General features: G+C 38.7%; 19 protein-coding genes and 1 pseudogene. 12 read left to right on the top strand and 8 right to left on the bottom strand.

Annotated features, from left to right (window positions below):
- Nucleotides 1–20: 20 nt before the first annotated feature.
- Complete coding sequence (locus QZ138_RS00995; RefSeq protein WP_292885095.1) at nt 21–512, top strand: fumarate hydratase C-terminal domain-containing protein; 492 nt, start codon at nt 21–23, stop codon at nt 510–512.
- A gap of 99 nt (nt 513–611) precedes the next feature.
- Here the strand turns inward: QZ138_RS00995 and QZ138_RS00990 are convergent, their stop codons facing one another.
- Together QZ138_RS00990 and QZ138_RS00985 are read right to left on the bottom strand one after the other, a co-directional pair.
- Nucleotides 612–974 (bottom strand): hypothetical protein, encoded by a 363-nt coding sequence (locus QZ138_RS00990; protein WP_292885093.1) that lies wholly within the window; start codon nt 972–974, stop codon nt 612–614.
- 364 nt (nt 975–1,338) lie between these two features.
- Nucleotides 1,339–2,073: a peptidylprolyl isomerase gene (locus QZ138_RS00985; protein WP_292600851.1), complete on the bottom strand. Its 735-nt coding sequence runs from the start codon at nt 2,071–2,073 to the stop codon at nt 1,339–1,341.
- Between the two features lie 194 nt (nt 2,074–2,267).
- Here QZ138_RS00985 and QZ138_RS00980 point away from each other — a divergent pair, with 194 nt between their 5' ends.
- Nucleotides 2,268–3,362, top strand: a complete 1,095-nt coding sequence (locus QZ138_RS00980; protein WP_292885090.1) for a DUF763 domain-containing protein — start codon at nt 2,268–2,270, stop codon at nt 3,360–3,362.
- Here the strand turns inward: QZ138_RS00980 and QZ138_RS00975 are convergent.
- The 3 genes from QZ138_RS00975 to QZ138_RS00965 all read right to left on the bottom strand — a co-directional run bounded on the left by QZ138_RS00975 (nt 3,359) and on the right by QZ138_RS00965 (nt 6,002).
- Complete coding sequence (locus QZ138_RS00975; RefSeq protein WP_292600847.1) at nt 3,359–3,898, bottom strand: tRNA (cytidine(56)-2'-O)-methyltransferase; 540 nt, start codon at nt 3,896–3,898, stop codon at nt 3,359–3,361. The genes QZ138_RS00980 and QZ138_RS00975 overlap by 4 nt on opposite strands.
- A gap of 242 nt (nt 3,899–4,140) precedes the next feature.
- A complete protein-coding gene (cobS, locus tag QZ138_RS00970; RefSeq protein WP_292885087.1) occupies nt 4,141–4,923 on the bottom strand; it encodes an adenosylcobinamide-GDP ribazoletransferase in 783 nt (260 codons plus the stop codon).
- Nucleotides 4,924–4,925: 2 nt separating this feature from the next.
- Nucleotides 4,926–6,002 carry a phosphatidylglycerophosphatase gene (locus QZ138_RS00965; RefSeq protein ID WP_292885084.1) on the bottom strand — a complete coding sequence of 359 codons (1,077 nt, stop codon included), beginning with the start codon at nt 6,000–6,002 and terminating at the stop codon, nt 4,926–4,928.
- 65 nt (nt 6,003–6,067) lie between these two features.
- Here QZ138_RS00965 and larC point away from each other — a divergent pair, with 65 nt between their 5' ends.
- Both larC and queC read left to right on the top strand, forming a co-directional pair.
- Nucleotides 6,068–7,237: a nickel pincer cofactor biosynthesis protein LarC gene (gene larC, locus QZ138_RS00960; protein ID WP_292885081.1), complete on the top strand. Its 1,170-nt coding sequence runs from the start codon at nt 6,068–6,070 to the stop codon at nt 7,235–7,237.
- The gene (gene queC, locus QZ138_RS00955; protein WP_292885078.1) at nt 7,234–7,896 is read left to right on the top strand and encodes a 7-cyano-7-deazaguanine synthase QueC; all 663 of its coding nucleotides are present in this window, start codon (nt 7,234–7,236) and stop codon (nt 7,894–7,896) included. The genes larC and queC overlap by 4 nt, the downstream gene beginning before the upstream one ends.
- Here queC and QZ138_RS00950 read toward each other — a convergent pair.
- From QZ138_RS00950 to QZ138_RS00940, 3 genes are all read right to left on the bottom strand, one after another.
- Entirely contained in the window at nt 7,893–8,507 is a 615-nt protein-coding gene (locus QZ138_RS00950; RefSeq protein WP_292885075.1) for a vWA domain-containing protein, read from the bottom strand. The two genes, queC and QZ138_RS00950, sit on opposite strands and share 4 nt — an antisense overlap.
- Nucleotides 8,508–8,622: 115 nt before the next feature.
- A complete protein-coding gene (locus QZ138_RS00945) occupies nt 8,623–8,874 on the bottom strand; it encodes a transcriptional regulator (protein WP_292885073.1) in 252 nt (83 codons plus the stop codon).
- 10 nt (nt 8,875–8,884) lie between these two features.
- The gene (locus QZ138_RS00940) at nt 8,885–9,898 is read right to left on the bottom strand and encodes a M48 family metallopeptidase (protein WP_292885070.1); all 1,014 of its coding nucleotides are present in this window, start codon (nt 9,896–9,898) and stop codon (nt 8,885–8,887) included.
- Between the two features lie 254 nt (nt 9,899–10,152).
- Here QZ138_RS00940 and QZ138_RS00935 point away from each other — a divergent pair, with 254 nt between their 5' ends.
- The 8 genes and pseudogenes from QZ138_RS00935 (at nt 10,153) to QZ138_RS00900 (ending at nt 18,795) form a co-directional block, all read left to right on the top strand.
- Nucleotides 10,153–10,875, top strand: a complete 723-nt coding sequence (locus QZ138_RS00935) for a DUF4012 domain-containing protein (RefSeq protein ID WP_292885067.1) — start codon at nt 10,153–10,155, stop codon at nt 10,873–10,875.
- Between the two features lie 142 nt (nt 10,876–11,017).
- Nucleotides 11,018–11,334 (top strand): annotated as a pseudogene (locus tag QZ138_RS11370) (TfoX/Sxy family protein).
- Between the two features lie 198 nt (nt 11,335–11,532).
- Nucleotides 11,533–12,690: a KamA family radical SAM protein gene (locus tag QZ138_RS00925; RefSeq protein ID WP_292885063.1), complete on the top strand. Its 1,158-nt coding sequence runs from the start codon at nt 11,533–11,535 to the stop codon at nt 12,688–12,690.
- Between the two features lie 354 nt (nt 12,691–13,044).
- A complete protein-coding gene (gene glnA / locus QZ138_RS00920; RefSeq protein WP_292885061.1) occupies nt 13,045–14,382 on the top strand; it encodes a type I glutamate--ammonia ligase in 1,338 nt (445 codons plus the stop codon).
- A gap of 261 nt (nt 14,383–14,643) precedes the next feature.
- On the top strand, nt 14,644–15,561 hold the full coding sequence (locus QZ138_RS00915) for a glutamine amidotransferase (RefSeq protein ID WP_292885059.1): 918 nt from the start codon (nt 14,644–14,646) through the stop codon (nt 15,559–15,561).
- Nucleotides 15,562–15,574: 13 nt separating this feature from the next.
- Entirely contained in the window at nt 15,575–16,228 is a 654-nt protein-coding gene (locus tag QZ138_RS00910; RefSeq protein WP_292885057.1) for a tributyrin esterase, read from the top strand.
- Between the two features lie 11 nt (nt 16,229–16,239).
- Nucleotides 16,240–17,313: a Coenzyme F420 hydrogenase/dehydrogenase, beta subunit C-terminal domain gene (locus tag QZ138_RS00905; RefSeq protein ID WP_292885054.1), complete on the top strand. Its 1,074-nt coding sequence runs from the start codon at nt 16,240–16,242 to the stop codon at nt 17,311–17,313.
- Nucleotides 17,314–18,795 carry a glutamate synthase-related protein gene (locus QZ138_RS00900; protein ID WP_292600816.1) on the top strand — a complete coding sequence of 494 codons (1,482 nt, stop codon included), beginning with the start codon at nt 17,314–17,316 and terminating at the stop codon, nt 18,793–18,795.
- The last annotated feature ends 20 nt before the right edge of the window (nt 18,796–18,815 follow it).

Here is an 18,815-nt window from a genome sequence, read left to right as displayed (position 1 = left end):
TTAAAAATAAAATAATTATCATGACAAATCTGACCACCCCAATTACCGATGAGGACATTGCCGGTCTCAAGGCTGGCGAGCAGATAAGCATTTCAGGAACCATATACACCGGCCGTGATGCGGCGCTTCCCCAGCTTGTGGAACTGATTGAAAAAGATGAGGTTCCCTTTGATTTGAAAGGCTCTGTGATAATGCACACCGCATTCAGCGATGCGGGAATTGCCCCGACAACCAGCAGCAAGGTTGAAATTGAATCAACAATAGCGCCTTTGAGTGAAGCAGGAGTCAAGATACATATAGGAAAGGGAATGCTAAGCGATGAGACTGTTGAGGCGCTTTATAGAAACAATTCCATTTTTGTAATAACCCCTCCGGTTGCAGCATTGCTTACAAACAAGGTTTTGGAAAAAAAGTGTGTTTTATTTGAAAATGAGGGCATGGAAGCCATGTATGAATTAAAAGTGGAAAATATTCCTGGAATTGTTGCAATCCAGGATAAAAAAAGAATTTAAGAGAAAATTTGTTTGAAAATGATGAATATATCAAAAACACATATCTAAACCACAAATTAATGAAAAGTGGAGGATTTAATCCTCCTAATCATTAGTTGCTCAATTGTAATACCTTAATTTTACTTTAGTAACTGGTTTTTTATGACCAAGCTTGTTGCATACTTTGTGTGATTTGAGATTTTTAGCGACAGTATTCCAACCATTGTAAATAGGACTTTGTTTAGGTCCTTTCCAGACATAAACCACATATTTTCCCTTTTTACCAGAGTAACTGCCACCAGATCCTGATTTGTATTTACATTTTATTTTCACTGTTTTTTTACCGTCTTTCACTGTAACAGTCATTGATTTTTTTCCTTTGTATTTGGTGGCTGAAACAGGATCCGCAAAAGCTACACTAATGCTCATTCCAATCACAAAGATTGCCAGAACAGCTATTGTAATCTTAGTTAGTTTATTCATAATATCCTCCTTTACAGCTAATTTAAAAAAATTATTCAACTGTTATATAATAATATAAATTGTGAATAATTTATACATTTCGCCGATTTAAATAGTGCTATAAATCTTATGTTGAAAATTATTATTTTCATATAATCAACATGTATTTATGTTTACAAAGTTTTTACCATATTTAAATAAAAAATAATTGTTTCCAATAATTTATTCAAAAAATATTTTGGATGGGAAAATATGAAAAAAAGAAAAAATAAGATAAAAAGAGTTATATTTATATAACTCCAATTCAAGTCAATTGGCAAAAAACCAATAAAATTAATATTCACCGATTATATCAAAGCAGTGAATCGGATTAAGATAATAAAATCTATTCTTCGTCTTCTTCGTCTTCAGCTTCTTCTTTTTTCTCGAAAGCATCTACGAAATTGACTTTGGTAATTTCTTCAATGTTGTCCCAAATGTCTTTTGCAATTCTGAATCTTGCAAAGGTGATGTCCATGTAAGACTGTTGATCGAATTTGGACATTTCATCCAATTGGATGTTTGCAACACCGTCAACAATGTCGATTTCGGTTTTGTCGATGTCCACGTTAGGATTAGAGTAGTGTAACTCGATCATACTTTTGATTTTTTCTTCATCATCTTCAATGATTTCGGTTACTTCAACATCATATACTAAATCTCTTCCTGCTAATTCGTGGTTGAAGTCAACTCTTACTCTTCCTCCGTTGACTGTTAGGATTTTACCGGTTGCGCCTTCGGATTGGATTTTCATACCTGGGAAAGGAGTCATGTTTTGTTTTTTGAACTCTCTCATAGGGACTAATTGAATTAATGAAGGGTCTCTAGGACCGAAAGCATTTTCGGAATCCACTTCAATAGTTTTTTTGTCGCCTTCTTCTAATCCGATGATTGCTTCTTCGATTGCAGGCAATAAGTGGTTTCCTCCTACAACAATAGGGATTGCTTTGTAGGTTTTGTTTTCTTCGAAAATTCCTGCTTCCTGTGCGACTTCATCATAAGTAGTGTCAAATACGTCTTCTGTTTCTTTAATTTTACCAGTAAAGTTTACTCTTACAAAATCTCCGTTATCTATAGCCATAATAATTACGCTCCTTAATAATTTTGATTGAATAATTTGTTAATAAATATAACATTTAATAAGTATGTTAATTATTCCTTAATAAACTTTTGTTTAAAAAGCAATATTTAAGTGAATGTGGCATATCTTAAAAAAAATACTTTGCAAATGCTCTCGGAAAAAAGATAATACTTATAATTAATATAACATTATTCATGCAAAGAAGAGGTGCAGTCAATTTACCGCTTCACGGAGGCCATCCTCCAAGCTGGTTATTTTCAAGAATGGTGAAGTTATCCGGAGCGCTAGCCAGCGTAATCATTGAGGAATACAGTTTGGAGGAATTTTTAAATCGTATTTCAAATCCCTACTGGTTTCAGGCATTTTCATGCGTTTTGGGTTTTGACTGGCACTCTTCAGGAACCACAACAACAACTCTTGGAGCCCTGAAAGCCTCACTGACACCGGAAGAGCACGGAATCTATTTGACTGGAGGCAAGGGCGCCAAATCCAGAAAAACACCACAGGGAATAGAACATGCAGGGGAAGTCTTCAACCTAAGGACAAAAACAACCGAAAAGCTTGTCGAGACAAGCAAGCTCTCCGCCAAAATCGACAACTCATGCATCCAGGACGGTTACACATTATACCAGCACAATTTCTTCATAACAGAAAAGGGAGACTGGGCAGTTGTCCAGCAGGGCCTTAACACCGCAAACAAATATGCCCGCAGATACCACTGGCTCGGCAGTGAAGTGGACAAGTTACTGAATGACCCACACAGCGGAATATCCTGTGACGCGAAAAACCCCAACACCCTGAACATGTCATCAAAGGACAGCGAGGAGGCCCAAAAAATCAGCGTTGATTTGATCAATGACAATCCCAACCATTTGAGACAATACTTCAAAAGAAAGGACAATCAGATGCTTCTGGAAGACTTCAGCATGCCTGCACATCACCCTGTCCTGGACATGGACATTTCCGATTCTGAATTTGAGGTGCTGACCAAAGCATGGGAAATCCAGCCTGAAAACTATGAGGAGCTGATTCTTCTTAAGGGAATCGGTCCCAAAAAAATAAGGGCGCTTGCACTGATATCCGATCTGGTCTACGGCGAGCCTGCAAGCTGGAAGGATCCTGTAAAATACAGCTTCACCCACGGCGGAAAGGATGGTTTTCCATATCCTGTTGACCGTGAGGTATACGACAATTCCATTGAGACCATGCGGGATGCAATCGATCAGGCACGAATAAAAAAAGATGAAAAGCTTAAAGCCATCAAAAGGCTCGATGATTTCATATCCTAACGGTTTTCATCGTGAATATTAACGTTTTTGCCGTGTGCTGTCGGAATGACTTCAAGGACAGGATTTTCAAATTCCAGGTCGAATTCCTTACCGTCCATCAGAAGGTGCTGGAATACCGCCAGAGAGGACACTTCTGAATGCGGCTGTGTTGTCACTGACACGTTCCAGTCGGCAGCCTTATAGACTTTTCCAGGAACTTTTGCTCCTCCCACAACGATTAGGATATCTGATCCGTCTTCCCTCACCTCAGGAGCGGTTTCATGGGCCTGTGTTCCGTACATTGTAAGGTGAACCACTTTTCCACCATCCCTTTTCCATCTGTTGATAACTCCCATTGCGCTTTCGGTGTATTCTATTTCAAAGTTTCCTCCGAATCTTGAAGCGGTATCCCTTACGTTTTCCATCAGGCGATTGTCACGCTCACCGGCAAGGTATATCTTGCTTGCTCCGAATGCACGGGCAGTCAAGCACACATGAGTTGTTATACGGGTATCTCTTTTCAGTCTGTGGTCCAATCTTAAAACATTAACATTCATAGTAATCAGTTTATTATTACTACTTAAAATTATATAAATCTGATGAGAAATACCACTGGAAATCAATTGTGGAGGTGATACATGTATAATTCAATGAAGTATTAATGTTTAATATGAAATGGGAAATTTAACAAAAACATGCTGAAACAGTGGTAAATCTCATCAATCATACATTATACCTCATAGTATATAAAACAATGTATAATGAGACTGCAATATTGATTTGGACTTGTAAAATTTAGTTAAAGGAAGAATAAGGCAACTGCCATGAACAACAGTGAAAACAGACGTCCGACCTCATTGCTCATTCCCAAAACATCCCCGTTTGCCAAAACAAAATTCCTTTTTGCAACAACTGCTATGATGATTCCGGACACGATTGCACCGACCACCCCTATAACGCCGACGAAACCGCCGAGAAGGTATGAGATAATTGCCACAATCACTGTTGAAGCGAAATAATTGGCAGGATTGGTTTCCCTTATGAAGTAGCTTCCAATTCCGGGAACCAATGGCTTTGACAATAGAGCGGTGGTTAAAAGGGAAGTTTTTGCAGTCATTTCACAGATTACAATTCCCAATATGAAATGATAATCCAGTATATTGTAGATTCCAGTTATTGTAAGGCTTGCAACAATGAAAAGTGTTGCCATTGCACCTGCACCAACTGACGAATCCTTCATCACCATTATCTTCTTTTCAGGTTCGCCGTGAACCATGACTCCGTCAGCCATGTCCATCACACCGTCAAGATGATTATATCCGGTTATTATCATCAGAAACGCATAAACGATAGCTGCTGTGAAAAATGAATTCAAATGCAGAATTTCCAAAGACACATAACCGCAGATTGCAGCCAAGATTCCAATGAACAGATGTATGAACGGCCAGAACCATGTCAGCTTGGTCATGCATTCTATTGATGTGAAAACATTGATGGGCAGTATTGTCGAGAATGTCAAAAGCCCCAGAATAGATTTGATCGGTGAAAATTCCTCATCTTCAAAGTAGCTGTCGTCTTCCATAATTATTCCTCAAAAATTTTTGTCACACAACCTGCGACCAATCCCGCAAAAATGCCGTCAAGGACCGGCTGCAGCCCCCAGACAATTCCAGGTTTTGCTTCATCATATATCTTAAAGTTGAATGCCGCTTTTGTTCCGGCAATCTGATTTGAAATCGCAAGGCCCAATATCTTATCCGCATAAATCCCGGATGCACCTTCTTTTGAATCAATTTCACGTATTCCCCTGCCGTTGAGGTCCTGTTCGGTTCTCATTGCAGCCGCAAGCAATGCAACAACATTGACATCACTCAAGGACCTGAGAATTTGCTCCTTCATCTTATCTCTCAATTCTTCAGTTATTTCAGCACCTTCAACAAGCTCCATTCCCGCATCGACCAGATCTCCAATTTGGATTCCCCATGAAACGAAATAATCAAGGATGCCGAATGTCAAACCATAATACCTGAAGGCATCCTCCAGGCTGATTTCAACGGCTTCGGATATTCTGACTTTCAACTCATCGAAATCCATATCATCATATTCGGCGTTGTTGATGTCCAGTGACTCTCCGTCATTTTGGGGAAGATTTCCCAGAACAGCCAGAAAATCATCGGTGTTGAGAATATTTCTTATATGCAAAGGAAGCGCCATATCGGCCAGGACCCTGTCTTTGACTCCGGTTATCAGCTTGAATATCTTAAGCAGGTCCTTTGGTGAAATCGCCTTATCCAAATAGACCACATGGCTGAAATTGATTCTTGCATCGACGAACCCCTTAGGGGAATTGGCGACCTTCAGCTCATCCGTAAAATCTTCAATGACAACATCATTTGCCATGAATGTGAAAATGGTTATGTCATCATAAGCATTGGTGAAGTAATCAAGGGAATCGGTTGCCTGGGCAATGTATGATGACTGTGACTGATTGAAAGCCTGTGCCCTTTTTGCAGTGGCTCTGAAATCGTCTTTTGCCTTTAGGATGTTGACATTTTCAATTATGTCTATTCCGTCGCTTACCGTAAAATCACTGAATGCTAAAAAGTGATTTGGGTTATTAATGCAAATCCCATAATCCTTTTCAATGACATTAAATTTCATGAGATAATATATATTAATTATTTAATTTAAAGTTATATTATACCACTTTAATAGGACTTATCATTATGACAATAATTATTGACCCACAATCCAGTGGAATAGCCGGAAACATGATAATTGGAGCATTTGTCGATTTGGGAGCAGATGCCAATGAACTGAAGGAAATAATGGAAAAATCAGCACTCGAATTTGGAAGGGTTGAGGTGACTTTTGATAAAATCCAAAAACACGGAATCGATTCAACATTCTGCCATGTTGAAATGCTTGAAAACAAGCCACCCCTCAATTATCCCGAATTCATTTCAAAAATTGAAAATCTGGATTTGGAAGAAAATGTAATGGCAACTTCCGTCAATATATTTAAAAGAATAGCCGAAGCTGAAAGCAGGGTCCACGGAAAGACAATGGATGAGATTCACTTTCATGAAGTCGGCGCAAGCGATGCGGTTGCCGATGTGATAGGTTCCGTTTATGCATATTATCAATTGAGCTTTGATTCACAAAGGATTATCGGTCTTCCAATAGCAGTCGGAGGTGGAAGGGTCAAAACCGCACATGGAACAATACCTGTTCCTGCTCCTGCCGTTGTTGAAATCCTGAAGGATGCAAATATCATCGGAGGCCCTGTCGACAGCGAGCTTGCAACACCTACAGGATCTGCAATATATATGGAATTGTGCGATGAGATAAAAGAGTTCATTCCAATGGCAAAACCTGAAAAAACCGGTTACGGCGCAGGCAGAAAGGATTTTGACCATCCTAACGTTTTAAGGATAATTGAAAGTTCAGACATCACCCCAAGCGATGAGATAGATGTCATCGAAACAAACATCGACCATCTCACCGGCGAAGAAATGGGCTATCTGTTTGACGTGCTCCTGGATGCCGGCGCCAGCGACGTGTCAATCACCCCAATAATCATGAAGAAAAACAGGCCCGGAAACCTTCTTAAAGTAATTTCGCGAAAAGAAAACAGGGAGACTATTCTGGAGGTAATCTTTAATGAAACCGGCAGCCTGGGCATCAGAATCGCACCACACATCCACAGGGGAGTTGCAAAAAGGGAATTTGAGGTTGAAACATTCACCATAAACGGCAGGGATTATGATGTGACATTCAAGACAGGTTATGTTGCAGGCAAAGTCATATCCAGAAGGCCTGAATATGAAGATCTTAAAAGAATCGCAAAGGATAGCGGACTTGCCTTAAAAGACATCAAGGAGATGATTCGATGAAAAAAGCCATTTCAGTCTTATCGGGAGGCCTTGACTGCACTGTTGCAACATGCGTTTTTGATGAGGAATATGAAATCCATGCAATAACATTTGATTATGGTCAAAAGGCCGCTAAACAGGAGATCAATGCTTCAAAAAGAATCTGTGAAAAGATGGGCTGGATGCATGAAGTGATTGATTTGCCTTGGCTTTCAAATATCAGCACTTCAAGCCTGAATACCGATGCAGACATTCCTGAACTTGGCGAAGATGATTTGGATGATTTGGATAAAAGCAGTGAAACTGCAAGCAGCGTTTGGGTACCTGCAAGAAACACAGTCTTTACATCAATTGCACTGTCCTATGCTGAAAGCATCGGTGCAGAAATTATTATCGTCGGATGGAACGGCGAGGAAGGTGCCACATTTCCCGATAATTCCAAACAGTATATGGAAAAATTCAATGAACTTATTGATGTCGGTTCACCTGATAAAATAAGAATTGAAGCATCAGCCATTGATTTGAATAAGGAGGAAATTGTTGAACTTGGCATTAAGGTCGGTGCTCCAATGGAGTTGAGTTATTCCTGTTATAAAGGAGATGACAAACCCTGTGGAGTTTGTGAAAGTTGTGTGAGGCGAAAAAGAGCATTTAAAAAATTAAATATAAAATATGATTAGTCATCATATTTTTTTAGTCTCTTGTTCCAGTCTACCTTATTCAGTTTCACGTCACGTCTCATATAATCTGCAGCATCACTTACTGAACAGTATAAATCATCAAATCCTTCTTTTGATTTTCTATAGTTTGCAGTATTGGTTCTTTTGATTCCAATCTTTCCCGCTTCGGTGTATGAATCGATATCTGCACCGATGTAGATGAATTCCCAATTGTGGTTGGAAATCAAATTCCTGATTTGTTCTTTCGAATATTCGCGGGAGGCGTTTTCCAAACCGTCAGTCATTATTACAAAGAGGACTTTGTTGTCTATTTCCTTATCGAGACTATTGATTGTTTTTCCGATTGCATCAAGAAGTGCAGTGCATCCTCTTACCCAGTATTCGTTTCTGGTCAGTTCGGCCACATCGCCGATTGCTTTTCTTTTGTATAGCACTTCGTATTGGTCATCGAAAAGGATTGTAGTTACACGGGTGTTCAAGTTTTTGTCTTTTTCCCTTTGGATGAATGAGTTGAATCCTCCAATGGTGTCGCTTTCAGAACCGCCCATGGATCCGCTGCGATCCATTACAAATATTAAATCCAAGTTTTCAGTTGATGGTACTTCTTTCATTTTTTCACTTCCACTAATTTGTGTTGTTAAGTTGTGTATAACTTACACACAATATATTAACACCATATAGTATATAAAGGTTTCCACGAAGTGAAAAAAAATAAGTGAAAAAAAGTTATTTGATTTTATCCAACATGTCCAAACCGTCATCAGACAACCTATAAAGACGGCCTTTACGTGCATCAGGATTCAGGCACTCGACAAGGTCCTTATCCTTAAGTTCCCTCAACACATTTGATATATGATTCTGTAAAATGCCACTATCCCTAGCAATCTCTTTAGGCATCTTTATGTCATCCCCAATAGCTCTTAATGTACGGGTCCTGTATTTTGATCTGTTAACATATTTAATCGTTTTTTCATCCATATTATCACCTTTAAAGTCTATTTCCACAATTCATGCAAAATTTATCTCCTTCACCAACCAACGCACCACAATTACCGCATTTCAGCTCAACATCAAATTTGGCTCCGCAAGAGGTGCAGAATATACTGTCCATTTCAGCAGGAGCTCCGCATTCCTGACAGTACTTCACATTATTTCTTACCACATGAGAATCTGCAAACTCGTCCTTTGGAGTGGGAACTTCACCTAAAACGGGCCCTGAATGAAAATCCCTTTCATTTTCAATCTCATGAATCAGCTCATTCATTACTGCAATCCTTTTCGAATCTGCAGGATGTGTTGAGAAAAAATCATGCTCATTAGAGTTATGATTTGCCATTGACTGCCAGAACGCAGGGATTGGAGAAATGTCATAACCTGCCCAGTGGATTATCATCATGCCCAGACGGTCGGCTTCAAGTTCCTGGTCCCTTCCCCACGGATTCATCAACAGGAATTCCGAACCTATATCGGCAGCATAAGTGGCAGCCCTAGTCAAAGAGCCAAATTCACCCAGACCCACCAAATCCATGGCGATGCTGCCAATCCAGGCGGCGGAAGTGATTGCACCTTTTGCAGTCTGTGCACTGGCCCTTGTTCTTGAATGATCCAGAAGGGCATGAGCCATTTCATGACCTAAAATGAATGCCACCTTGTCTTCGGTGTTTGCAATTGACAGAATGCCTGAAAACATTACGATTTTTCCTCCGGGCATGCAAAATGCATTTACCGTATTGTCTGCAACCAAATGAAAATCCCAGTCATAATAATCCTCAACATAATCCAGTCTGCCTATTTCAGAGAGATAATTTTCGACCGCCTGGATTAATCTGATGGCCACGCCTCTGACAATCTGTCCGTCAGGAGTATTGTCCAGGAGCTGAGCCCTATTAATCATATTATAATATTCGTTATATGAACTCTGGAGGAAATTGTCATCATTTACAATGTCAAAATGTGATTTTCCGGTAAACGGATTTATGCCGCTTCTATCATCCTTTGCCATATTATATTTTATTAACACTTTGTGTATAAAAAACTTTTTGATTGATTTCGCCATATTGAAAATCATTTCCAAATTTAAAAAAAATCAAAAATGAAAATTAAGCTCAAATGAGTATAATTTCAATAATATTTATATAATTAGATATCGAAAAATAATAGATGAGTACAAGTTAATTTGTATCTTAATAGATTTTTATTTATTTGAAAATCATATTAAAAAAAACATAATTTTAAAATTATCGTGTGGGAAATGAAATGAGCAGAACAAAGAAATTAATAATAGCTATTCTTTTAGTTATTCTTGTGGGACTCTTGGCTTCAATTTACGGAGCATTAAATACAGGTCCGGATTTAACACAAGAAGATAAGGATATCCTTATATTGGCTGCAGATAAATACGAGCAATCCAACGGAGGAGTAGATATGGCATTCATGATTCGTTTGGAAAATGGAAGCTTTAAGAACTACACTCCAATTTATCCAGGTGACATGACACACCCAACACAGCCCGCATCCAGTGCGATTGGAGGCGGAAAGATGTTTATGCACGACAGCCTTTATGATGGCGTACAAGACGGTATGAAGTATGCAAAAGAGATTGTAGAAGCAAATACCAACTTTACTCCAGATGCGGTTATTTTAGTGTATGACGAAGGTGTGGACAATATCATTAACACTATACGGCCGATAAAGATTGACGGCCAGGAAACCAACCTCAGTGCAGCAGACATCATTCGTGAAAACGACGCATATGCAGGATATGCAGGTAATGAAGGCGTAAGTGGTACAATGTCCAGAGGAGACGCAGTTATGGTATTGGTAAAAGCATTAGCAAAAGCCGCTGCAGATCCGGATAAAAAGTCAAAAATGGTAAATGCCGCTTTAGAGGAATATTCTAAAGGAAATATTGTAATGCAACCTGAGGGTTCATTTACAAAATTGCTTGCTACGAAAGGTGTAGAAAGCTTAGGAAAATAAAAAACAAATCTTTAAAGGATTAGACATAATTCTTTAAAGAACCTTTTTCTTTTTAAAAGTTTAAAAAACCTCAACTTTTATAACAACTTTTTTTTAGTGATTAAACCCAACGATTAATCATAAATATTGTTAAGGTGCAAAAATGAGTTCAACTAAAGACTATTTAGAATATATTCTCGAGCAGTTATCCTTTTTGGATGAAATAACATACCGCTCAATGATGGGCGAATACATCATATACTATCGTGGAAAGATTATTGGAGGCATTTATGATGACCGCTTCTTGGTAAAGTAGGTGAAATCCGCTAGAGAAATGATGCCAAATGCCATATGGAATTACCCTATGAAGGGGCTAAGGAAATGCTGCTTGTTGATGACGTGGAAAATAGAGAGTTCCTCAAAGAGCTTTTGGAAGTTATGTATGACGAACTTCCAGCCCCAAAGAAAAGGCGCAAATAGGAAATGTAAGAAAATCTTGATGTGCAATATTACCCTGCTTTTCTTCCATCATTATGGAAAATAATATATTAAACAATGAACAAAACTATATTTATAATAATTCAAAAGTATGCATAAAATGAGGTAGGTAGCATAAACGCCAATAGAAAAAAATCATTAATTCGTTCAGATGAACTTGATAGGATAGCCATTAATGACATGGACCATAAAGCAGAAGTCAGAATAGGATTCAGTGAGTTTTCCAATAATTTATATGAAAACACTAAAAATAAAATTCTTAAAGAATTGAATGCCACTGAAAAAGACTGGAACGACTCAAAATGGCAATTAAAAAATCGAATCAGCAGTGTTGATGAGATTTCAAAATATATCAAACTCACTGACGAGGAATATGATAACATAAAAAAGGTTGGGGAAAAATACCGGTTTGCAATAACCCCCTATTATTTTTCATTGATTGATTTTGACAATCCCAATTGTCCAATAAGATTACAGTCAATTCCTGATGTTAAAGAATTGGATGAATCAGGAGAATTAGATCCTATGAAAGAGGAACAATCCAATCCTTCAGGAAGAATCACCAGAAGATATCCCAATAAGCTAATCATCAATGTAACCAATGCCTGCCCTATGTATTGCAGACACTGCCAACGCAGAAGACTGATTGGCAACTTTGACAAAAACACCTCCAAAGAGGACATTGACACTTCAATCGAATTCATAAGGAATCACGAGACCATAAGGGAAGTGTTGATTACCGGAGGAGACGCATTATTATTAAGCAATGCCCGATTAGAGGATATTTTCAATAAGCTATCCAAGATACCTCATGTTGAAGTGATAAGGATTGGTACAAGAACCCTGTCAACACTTCCATTCAGAATCGATGACGAGCTAGCATGCCTGCTCAGAAAATACAGGGTGCAGGTTTCAACACAGTTCAATCATGCCTGTGAAATCACCCCTGAAGCGGTCAGGGCAATCGATATATTGGTAGACCATGGAATACTTGTAAGAAACCAGATGGTGCTGCTGCATAATGTGAATGATGACAAATACTGCATTCAAAAAACCAATGAGGAGCTTCACAAGTATCGTGTAATTACATATTATCTGTTCCATCCGAAAGATGTCAAAAGCACCAAGCACTTTCAGGTCGACATTTCCAAAGGTTTGGAAATCATGAAACACTTGGAAGGCAGAACAAGCGGAATGTGCAAACCTACATATGTATATAATGCTCCAGGTGGCCTTGGAAAAGTTCCTTTAGTGCCAATGGAGAATATTGAATGTGGAGAGGACGGATATAAACTCACAACCTGGGAAAACAAAAAGATTACAAAAGGTTTCGAATAACACCCATTTAAGCCATCCCCCCAAATTACCTATCCTCCAATAATTAGGGATATTCCTTGTTTTTTATTTTTTTAAATTAAATTTTACCAAATCTATTTTTAACAGGATATTAATCATTATTTTAATCAATATTGTGCAAATATTATAGCAATCAATAAACTGCTTCCACGATTTTAGTTTATATTTTTGAGGACATTCAAAATATTTATATATCAATAATGATAAATCAATTAATCGGAAGGAATGTTCCTTCCGACTATGTATTTAATTAAATTCATTAAGTCGAAAATGGTTCTCCACTTTCCATATTGTTCAACCAAGTGGATAATATACTCAAAAAAATGACGTGAGAAAATGTCAGCAAAAGATAATAAACTAGACCAAATAATTAAAACAATAGAAGTAAACGACATAAAATTTTTAAAGTTAGAACTCTCAGACATACACGGATTACCAAAAAGTATGGCAGTACCTCTTAAAAAAGCTGATGACGTTGAAGACATAGTGAATGACGGATTACTGTTTGATGGATCATCAATAGCTGGATTAGCTTCAATAAACGACAGTGATTTACTTGCAAAACCAGATATCGACACATTCTCAACAATCCCATGGAGACCTGAAGTAAAAGGTACCAGCAGATTCATATGTGACATCTTCACTACTGAAGGAAAACCATATGACGGAGATCCAAGAGGAGTGCTTAAAAAATCTCTAGAATTGGCTGAAAAAAGAGGATACCAATTCAATATGGGTCCAGAACCGGAATTCTTCATCATAACAAAAGATGAAAATGGAAATTACATTCCTGCAGATGAAGCCGAATACTTTGATGTGGAACCTTTAGACCAAGGTACAGACATCAGAAGGGAAATCGTGTTAGGCTTAGAGAAACTGGATTTCAACGTGGAAGTAAGCCACCACGAAGTTGCAGCAGGACAACATGAAGTCGACTTCAAATATGCAGACGCTTTAAAAACAGCTGATGCTGTAATAACATTTAAAGAAGCTGTTAAAGCGGTGGTCAATAACTTAGGATTCAAGGCAACATTCATGCCAAAACCATTTTTAGGAATCAACGGTAGTGGAATGCACTGTAACCAAAGTTTGTTTAAGGATGGAGAAAACATCTTCTATGATCCGAATACCGAAACTCAAATTTCACAAAATGCATTATACTTCATTGGAGGATTATTGAAACATGCTCCTGCACTATCAGCAATCCTGTCCCCAACTGTCAACTCCTACAAACGTCTGGTACCTGGTTACGAAGCACCATGTTACATTGCTTACGGCTTTAAAAACAGGTCAACATTATTAAGGATTCCTGCATCCCGTGGATTAGGAACAAGAATCGAATGCAGATCCGCTGACCCCTCATGTAACCCATATCTTGCATTTGCAGTATTGCTTGAAGCGGGACTGGACGGTATGGACAACAAGATTGATCCTGGAGAACCAACTGAAGAAAACCTATTCGCACTTTCAGAAGACGAAATCAACCAAAAAGGAATTGGCAACTTGCCGACAAGCTTATGGGAAGCATACCATTCTTTAGAAGAAGACGATGTAATTAAAAACGCCCTTGGAGAAAAAGTATTCAATCAGTTCTACAATATCAAAAGGGCCGAATGGGATGCCTACAGAATACAGGTATTCGACTATGAAAGGGACGAATATCTAAACGTATAATATTATTCATTTATTTGAGTATATTGATGGTCAATTAAAACCTGTTTTTAGTTGATCATCATTATTTAAATTAAACAATGGAATGAATAATTTTAAAAGGTTTTCGGAATTATTTTTTAAGGCATATGGAATAATTTTTTAGGCATATTGTAAATTTAAAATCATTCATTATTTTAAGGCATATTGTATTTTCATTAGCATTAGTGAATTAGACTAAAAATCGGAATAAAGTCAACTTAAGTTTTTATTTGGAGGAATAAAATGTGTGGAATAGCAGGAGTAATATATAAAGATAAAAAAGCTCATCCTGTAGGAAAATCACTGACATCAATGCTGGAATCCCTGCAACACAGAGGACCTGATTCCGCAGGATATGCAATTTACGGCAGTTTGAATTTCCCTGAGAATTATTATCAATTAAACATTGAGGTAAAAAGAAGAAAAGGTACATTAGATCATTTAAAATCATTATTAACTCAATTCAGTCCAATCTATGAAGAACAGCTTATCGAATCTGTAGGAGACTCAGACGTATACAAATGCAAAATAGCATTGGAAGAATACTCACTTTTAAAACCTTGCATAAACGAAATTGACGAACTGGAAAACGTCAGGGTAATAAACGGTTCACATTCATTTGAAATGATCAAGGATACAGGAAAAGTAAAAGACATTGCAGAGAGATTTAATGTTTCAAACAGGATGGGAACACATGGAATAGGCCATACCCGTTTTGCAACTGAAAGCGGAGTGGACCGTTATCATGCACACCCATATCAAAGCTACATCATACCAGACATTACCGTGGTGCATAATGGCCAAATCACCAATTACTGGAAAATAAGAGATCCGTTAGAGAGAAAAGGACACACTTTCGAATCATTCAATGATACAGAATGCATTGTCCATTACATGGCTGACAAACTAAACCAGGGATATAAATTGGAAGAAGCACTCGACCAGGCAGTGATTGATTTGGACGGCCCATTTTCAATACTGGTGGGAACACCGAACGGAATAGGCATTGCAAAGGACAAACTTGGCCTTAGGCCAGGAGTAATGGTGGAAACCGATGAAATTTTTGCAATAGCTTCAGAGGAAATGGCATTGCATGACGTCACAGATTCAGACCAGATAGAACAAATAGCTCCAGGAGAAACAAGAGCTTATACAATATAGGAGAGTCTTATCTATGAAAGAATATGTTATTGATGCAAAGAATATGGATGAAAAGGAATTGAACCGCACCATCAAAGAGCAAGCAACATCTCATGATAAACTCATTATTAACAATCCCGAATCCAAACACAACATCTGTGCGGGTTTAATTGAAGATGTGGATATTGAAATCAACGGCTCTGCAGGATATTTTGTTGGAACAATGGTTAACGGAGCAAACATACACATCACAGGAAATGCCGGATGGTTTGCCGGAGACAACATGACAAAAGGCGAACTGATTATTGAAGGCACAGCAGGCGACGGTGCAGGTCAAGGAATATACGGCGGAACCGTTATAGTAAAAGGAAGCACCGGTTCAAGAACTGGAGAAATCATGAAAGGGGGAACCGTAATAATTGGAGGAAACAGCGGATACATGACCGGACTGTTAATGATGGGTGGCAAACTCATAATACTCGGTGATGTTACCGATGACGTTGGCGAATCCATTATGAGGGGAACCATATATGTTCTTGGAGAGGTTAAAAGCTTAGGGAAAAATGCGATTATGGAAAAAACCACCCTTGAAGATCAAAAAGAGCTGAAAGATATTCTAACCGAATATTATTTTGAACTGAGTGATATAGATTATACAAATTTTAAAAAAATTGTTAATATACAATAGGAGCTAAAAAAATGAGCGAAGATAGAATAGCTATGGTTGGAACACCTTGTGAAATCATGGCAGCATCCAAACTACAGTATTATACAGATAGCCCTATTGATGTTAAGCTGGGCTTATTCTGCATGGAAAATTTCTCATACAGGTACTTTGAAAACCTCCTGAAAGAGTATGACCTGAAAATGGACGACATTGAAAAATTCCAAATTGAAAAAGGGTTCGTATTTTTATTGCTGAAAACAAAAGAGACCGTGAAAATACCCCTGTCAGTAGCCAAAAGAATCATCAGAAAAAACTGCAACATCTGTGTGGAGCTGACATCAGAGACATCAGACATATCAATCGGGTCAATAGGATCACAGGACGGATGGTCAACATTAATAGTAAGAACCAAAAAAGGCGAAGAAATAATCAATGGAGCAATAAAACAGGAATTCATTGAAGCCAAAGACCTCACAGAATCACAATTCAAACTACTCAACAAGATTGCAGAAAGCAAAATAAACAAAAATCTGGAAACCATAGAAAGAAGGGAATTTTTGGCTCGGCCTGTGCTGTATCAGCGAACAAAATCAGAAGAGTCAATCAACAAGGACATTTCAGAGTCCAATTTCCAGGATTTGAAATCCAATGTCATAGATGTTGGGGCATGTGTCCTTTGTGGAGCATGCGAATACGCATGTCCGGATGATTTGATAAAAATTGATGATACAAAACCGATAATGAGAAGCGAATGTCCGGATGACTGTCATGCATGCTTTACAGTGTGTCCAAGAACATTCATTCCTGAAGACTTGCGAAACGACAATTCAAAGCCTGTAGGCGACTTCATAAAAATACTGACAGTCAAATCCCTGAAACATACACAGGGTCAGAACGGTTCCATCGTCACAACACTGCTTGACTATCTATTGACAAACAAAATCATAACTGAGGCAATAATTGTTGACAAGGAAGATCATCTGGCCTGGAAACCTTATGCAAAACTAACAAATGCGATTGATGACGTTGTCAAATCCGGAGGAACAAAATATTCCGTATGTCCGGTATTCAAACCATTGAGAGATATAAAAGAGGAGGTGAATTAGATGTCATTTACAGTTGAAAGGAAAATAGAGATATGCAAACAGAACAATAACCGACCTGGGTGCTGCTGGTATCTATGTGACAATCCAAAACACTCAGCCTGTAAAAACTGTTACAGCTGCTATTCAAACTGTCCTCACGACGTATATGAAGTGATCAATGATGAGCCTCTACCAATCCATCAGGAAAACTGTGTAGGATGCAAAATATGTGAGGAAATGTGTCCGACACATGCGATATACGTAAGGCCTCTTGCCGATGAGGGAAGGGGAATCTGGTCAAACTCAACAATGGTTGAAATCAAACGTAAAAGTCAAACAGGTTCATATAAAGTGAGAGGTTGCGGATTGACCCGGAAAATCCCAACATTCGACGACTTAAGCATACTGCCTGCACAGGTTTCAAGGCCTCCAATAGACTCCTACAGGGAAACATGCAAAACTTCAGTGGTGCTTGGAGACAGGTTTGCTGAAAATCCAATTGAGATAGACACACCTATCATGATCGGGGCAATGTCATTCGGTGCGTTAAGCAAGGAAGCCAAAATTGCATTGGCTATAGGAAGCAGCAAAGTGGGATCAATCGCCAACACAGGTGAAGGAGGAATGCTTCCTGAAGAAAGACATTATGCGGACAAACTGATTGCCCAATATGCGTCAGGCCGTTTCGGAGTTTCAGCCAGTTATTTGAACAATGCAGAAGCTGTCGAAATAAAAATAGGTCAGGGCGCAAAATCCGGTATGGGAGGACACCTGCTTGCCCATAAGGTAACAGCAGAAGTGGCAAGAGTCAGAAACATTCCAGAGGGAACCTCCGCATTAAGTCCTGCCAGACACATGGACATTGTCGGACCTGAGGATTTGGGCATGAAAATCAATCAGCTAAGAGAGATTACAGATTGGAAAATACCAATCATTGTCAAATTCGCATCCGGAAGAGTGGAACAGGACGTGAAAATTGCAGCAAAAGCAGGTGCAGACATAATTGTAGTTGACGGTATGCAGGGAGGAACCGGTGCCGGACCTGAGGCAGTTACAGAACACGCAGGCATTCCTACAATAGAAGCAATAGTGAAAGCCGATGACGCTTTAAAAGACGTGAATTTAAGAAGCGAAGTGAGTCTTGTTGCAGCCGGAGGAATAAGGTCCGGAGCAGATGTTGCAAAGGCAATAGCATTGGGCGCAGATGCGGTATATATTGCAACCTCCGCACTGATATCAATAGGATGTAAGGTCTGCCAGACATGTTCTGAAGGAATCTGTCCGAAAGGAATTGCAACACAGGAAAGAGTCCTCAGAAGAAGACTGGATCCTATAAGAAAAGGACAGCAAGTTGCAAATTATATTGAGGCAATGACTCAGGAAGTGACCGCATTAACCCAGCAGGCAGGAAATACCGATGTGGAGAAACTTGAACGTCAAGATCTAGTTGCATTAACAATGGAAGCTTCACAACTGACTGGAGTACCAATGGTTAGAGATTAAAAACAGATATTAGGAGACAT

The sequence above is a fragment of the Methanobrevibacter sp. UBA212 genome, from assembly GCF_905233225.1.
Taxonomy (GTDB): Archaea; Methanobacteriota; Methanobacteria; order Methanobacteriales; family Methanobacteriaceae; genus Methanocatella.
This window is presented reverse-complemented; position numbering and strand designations above follow the sequence as displayed.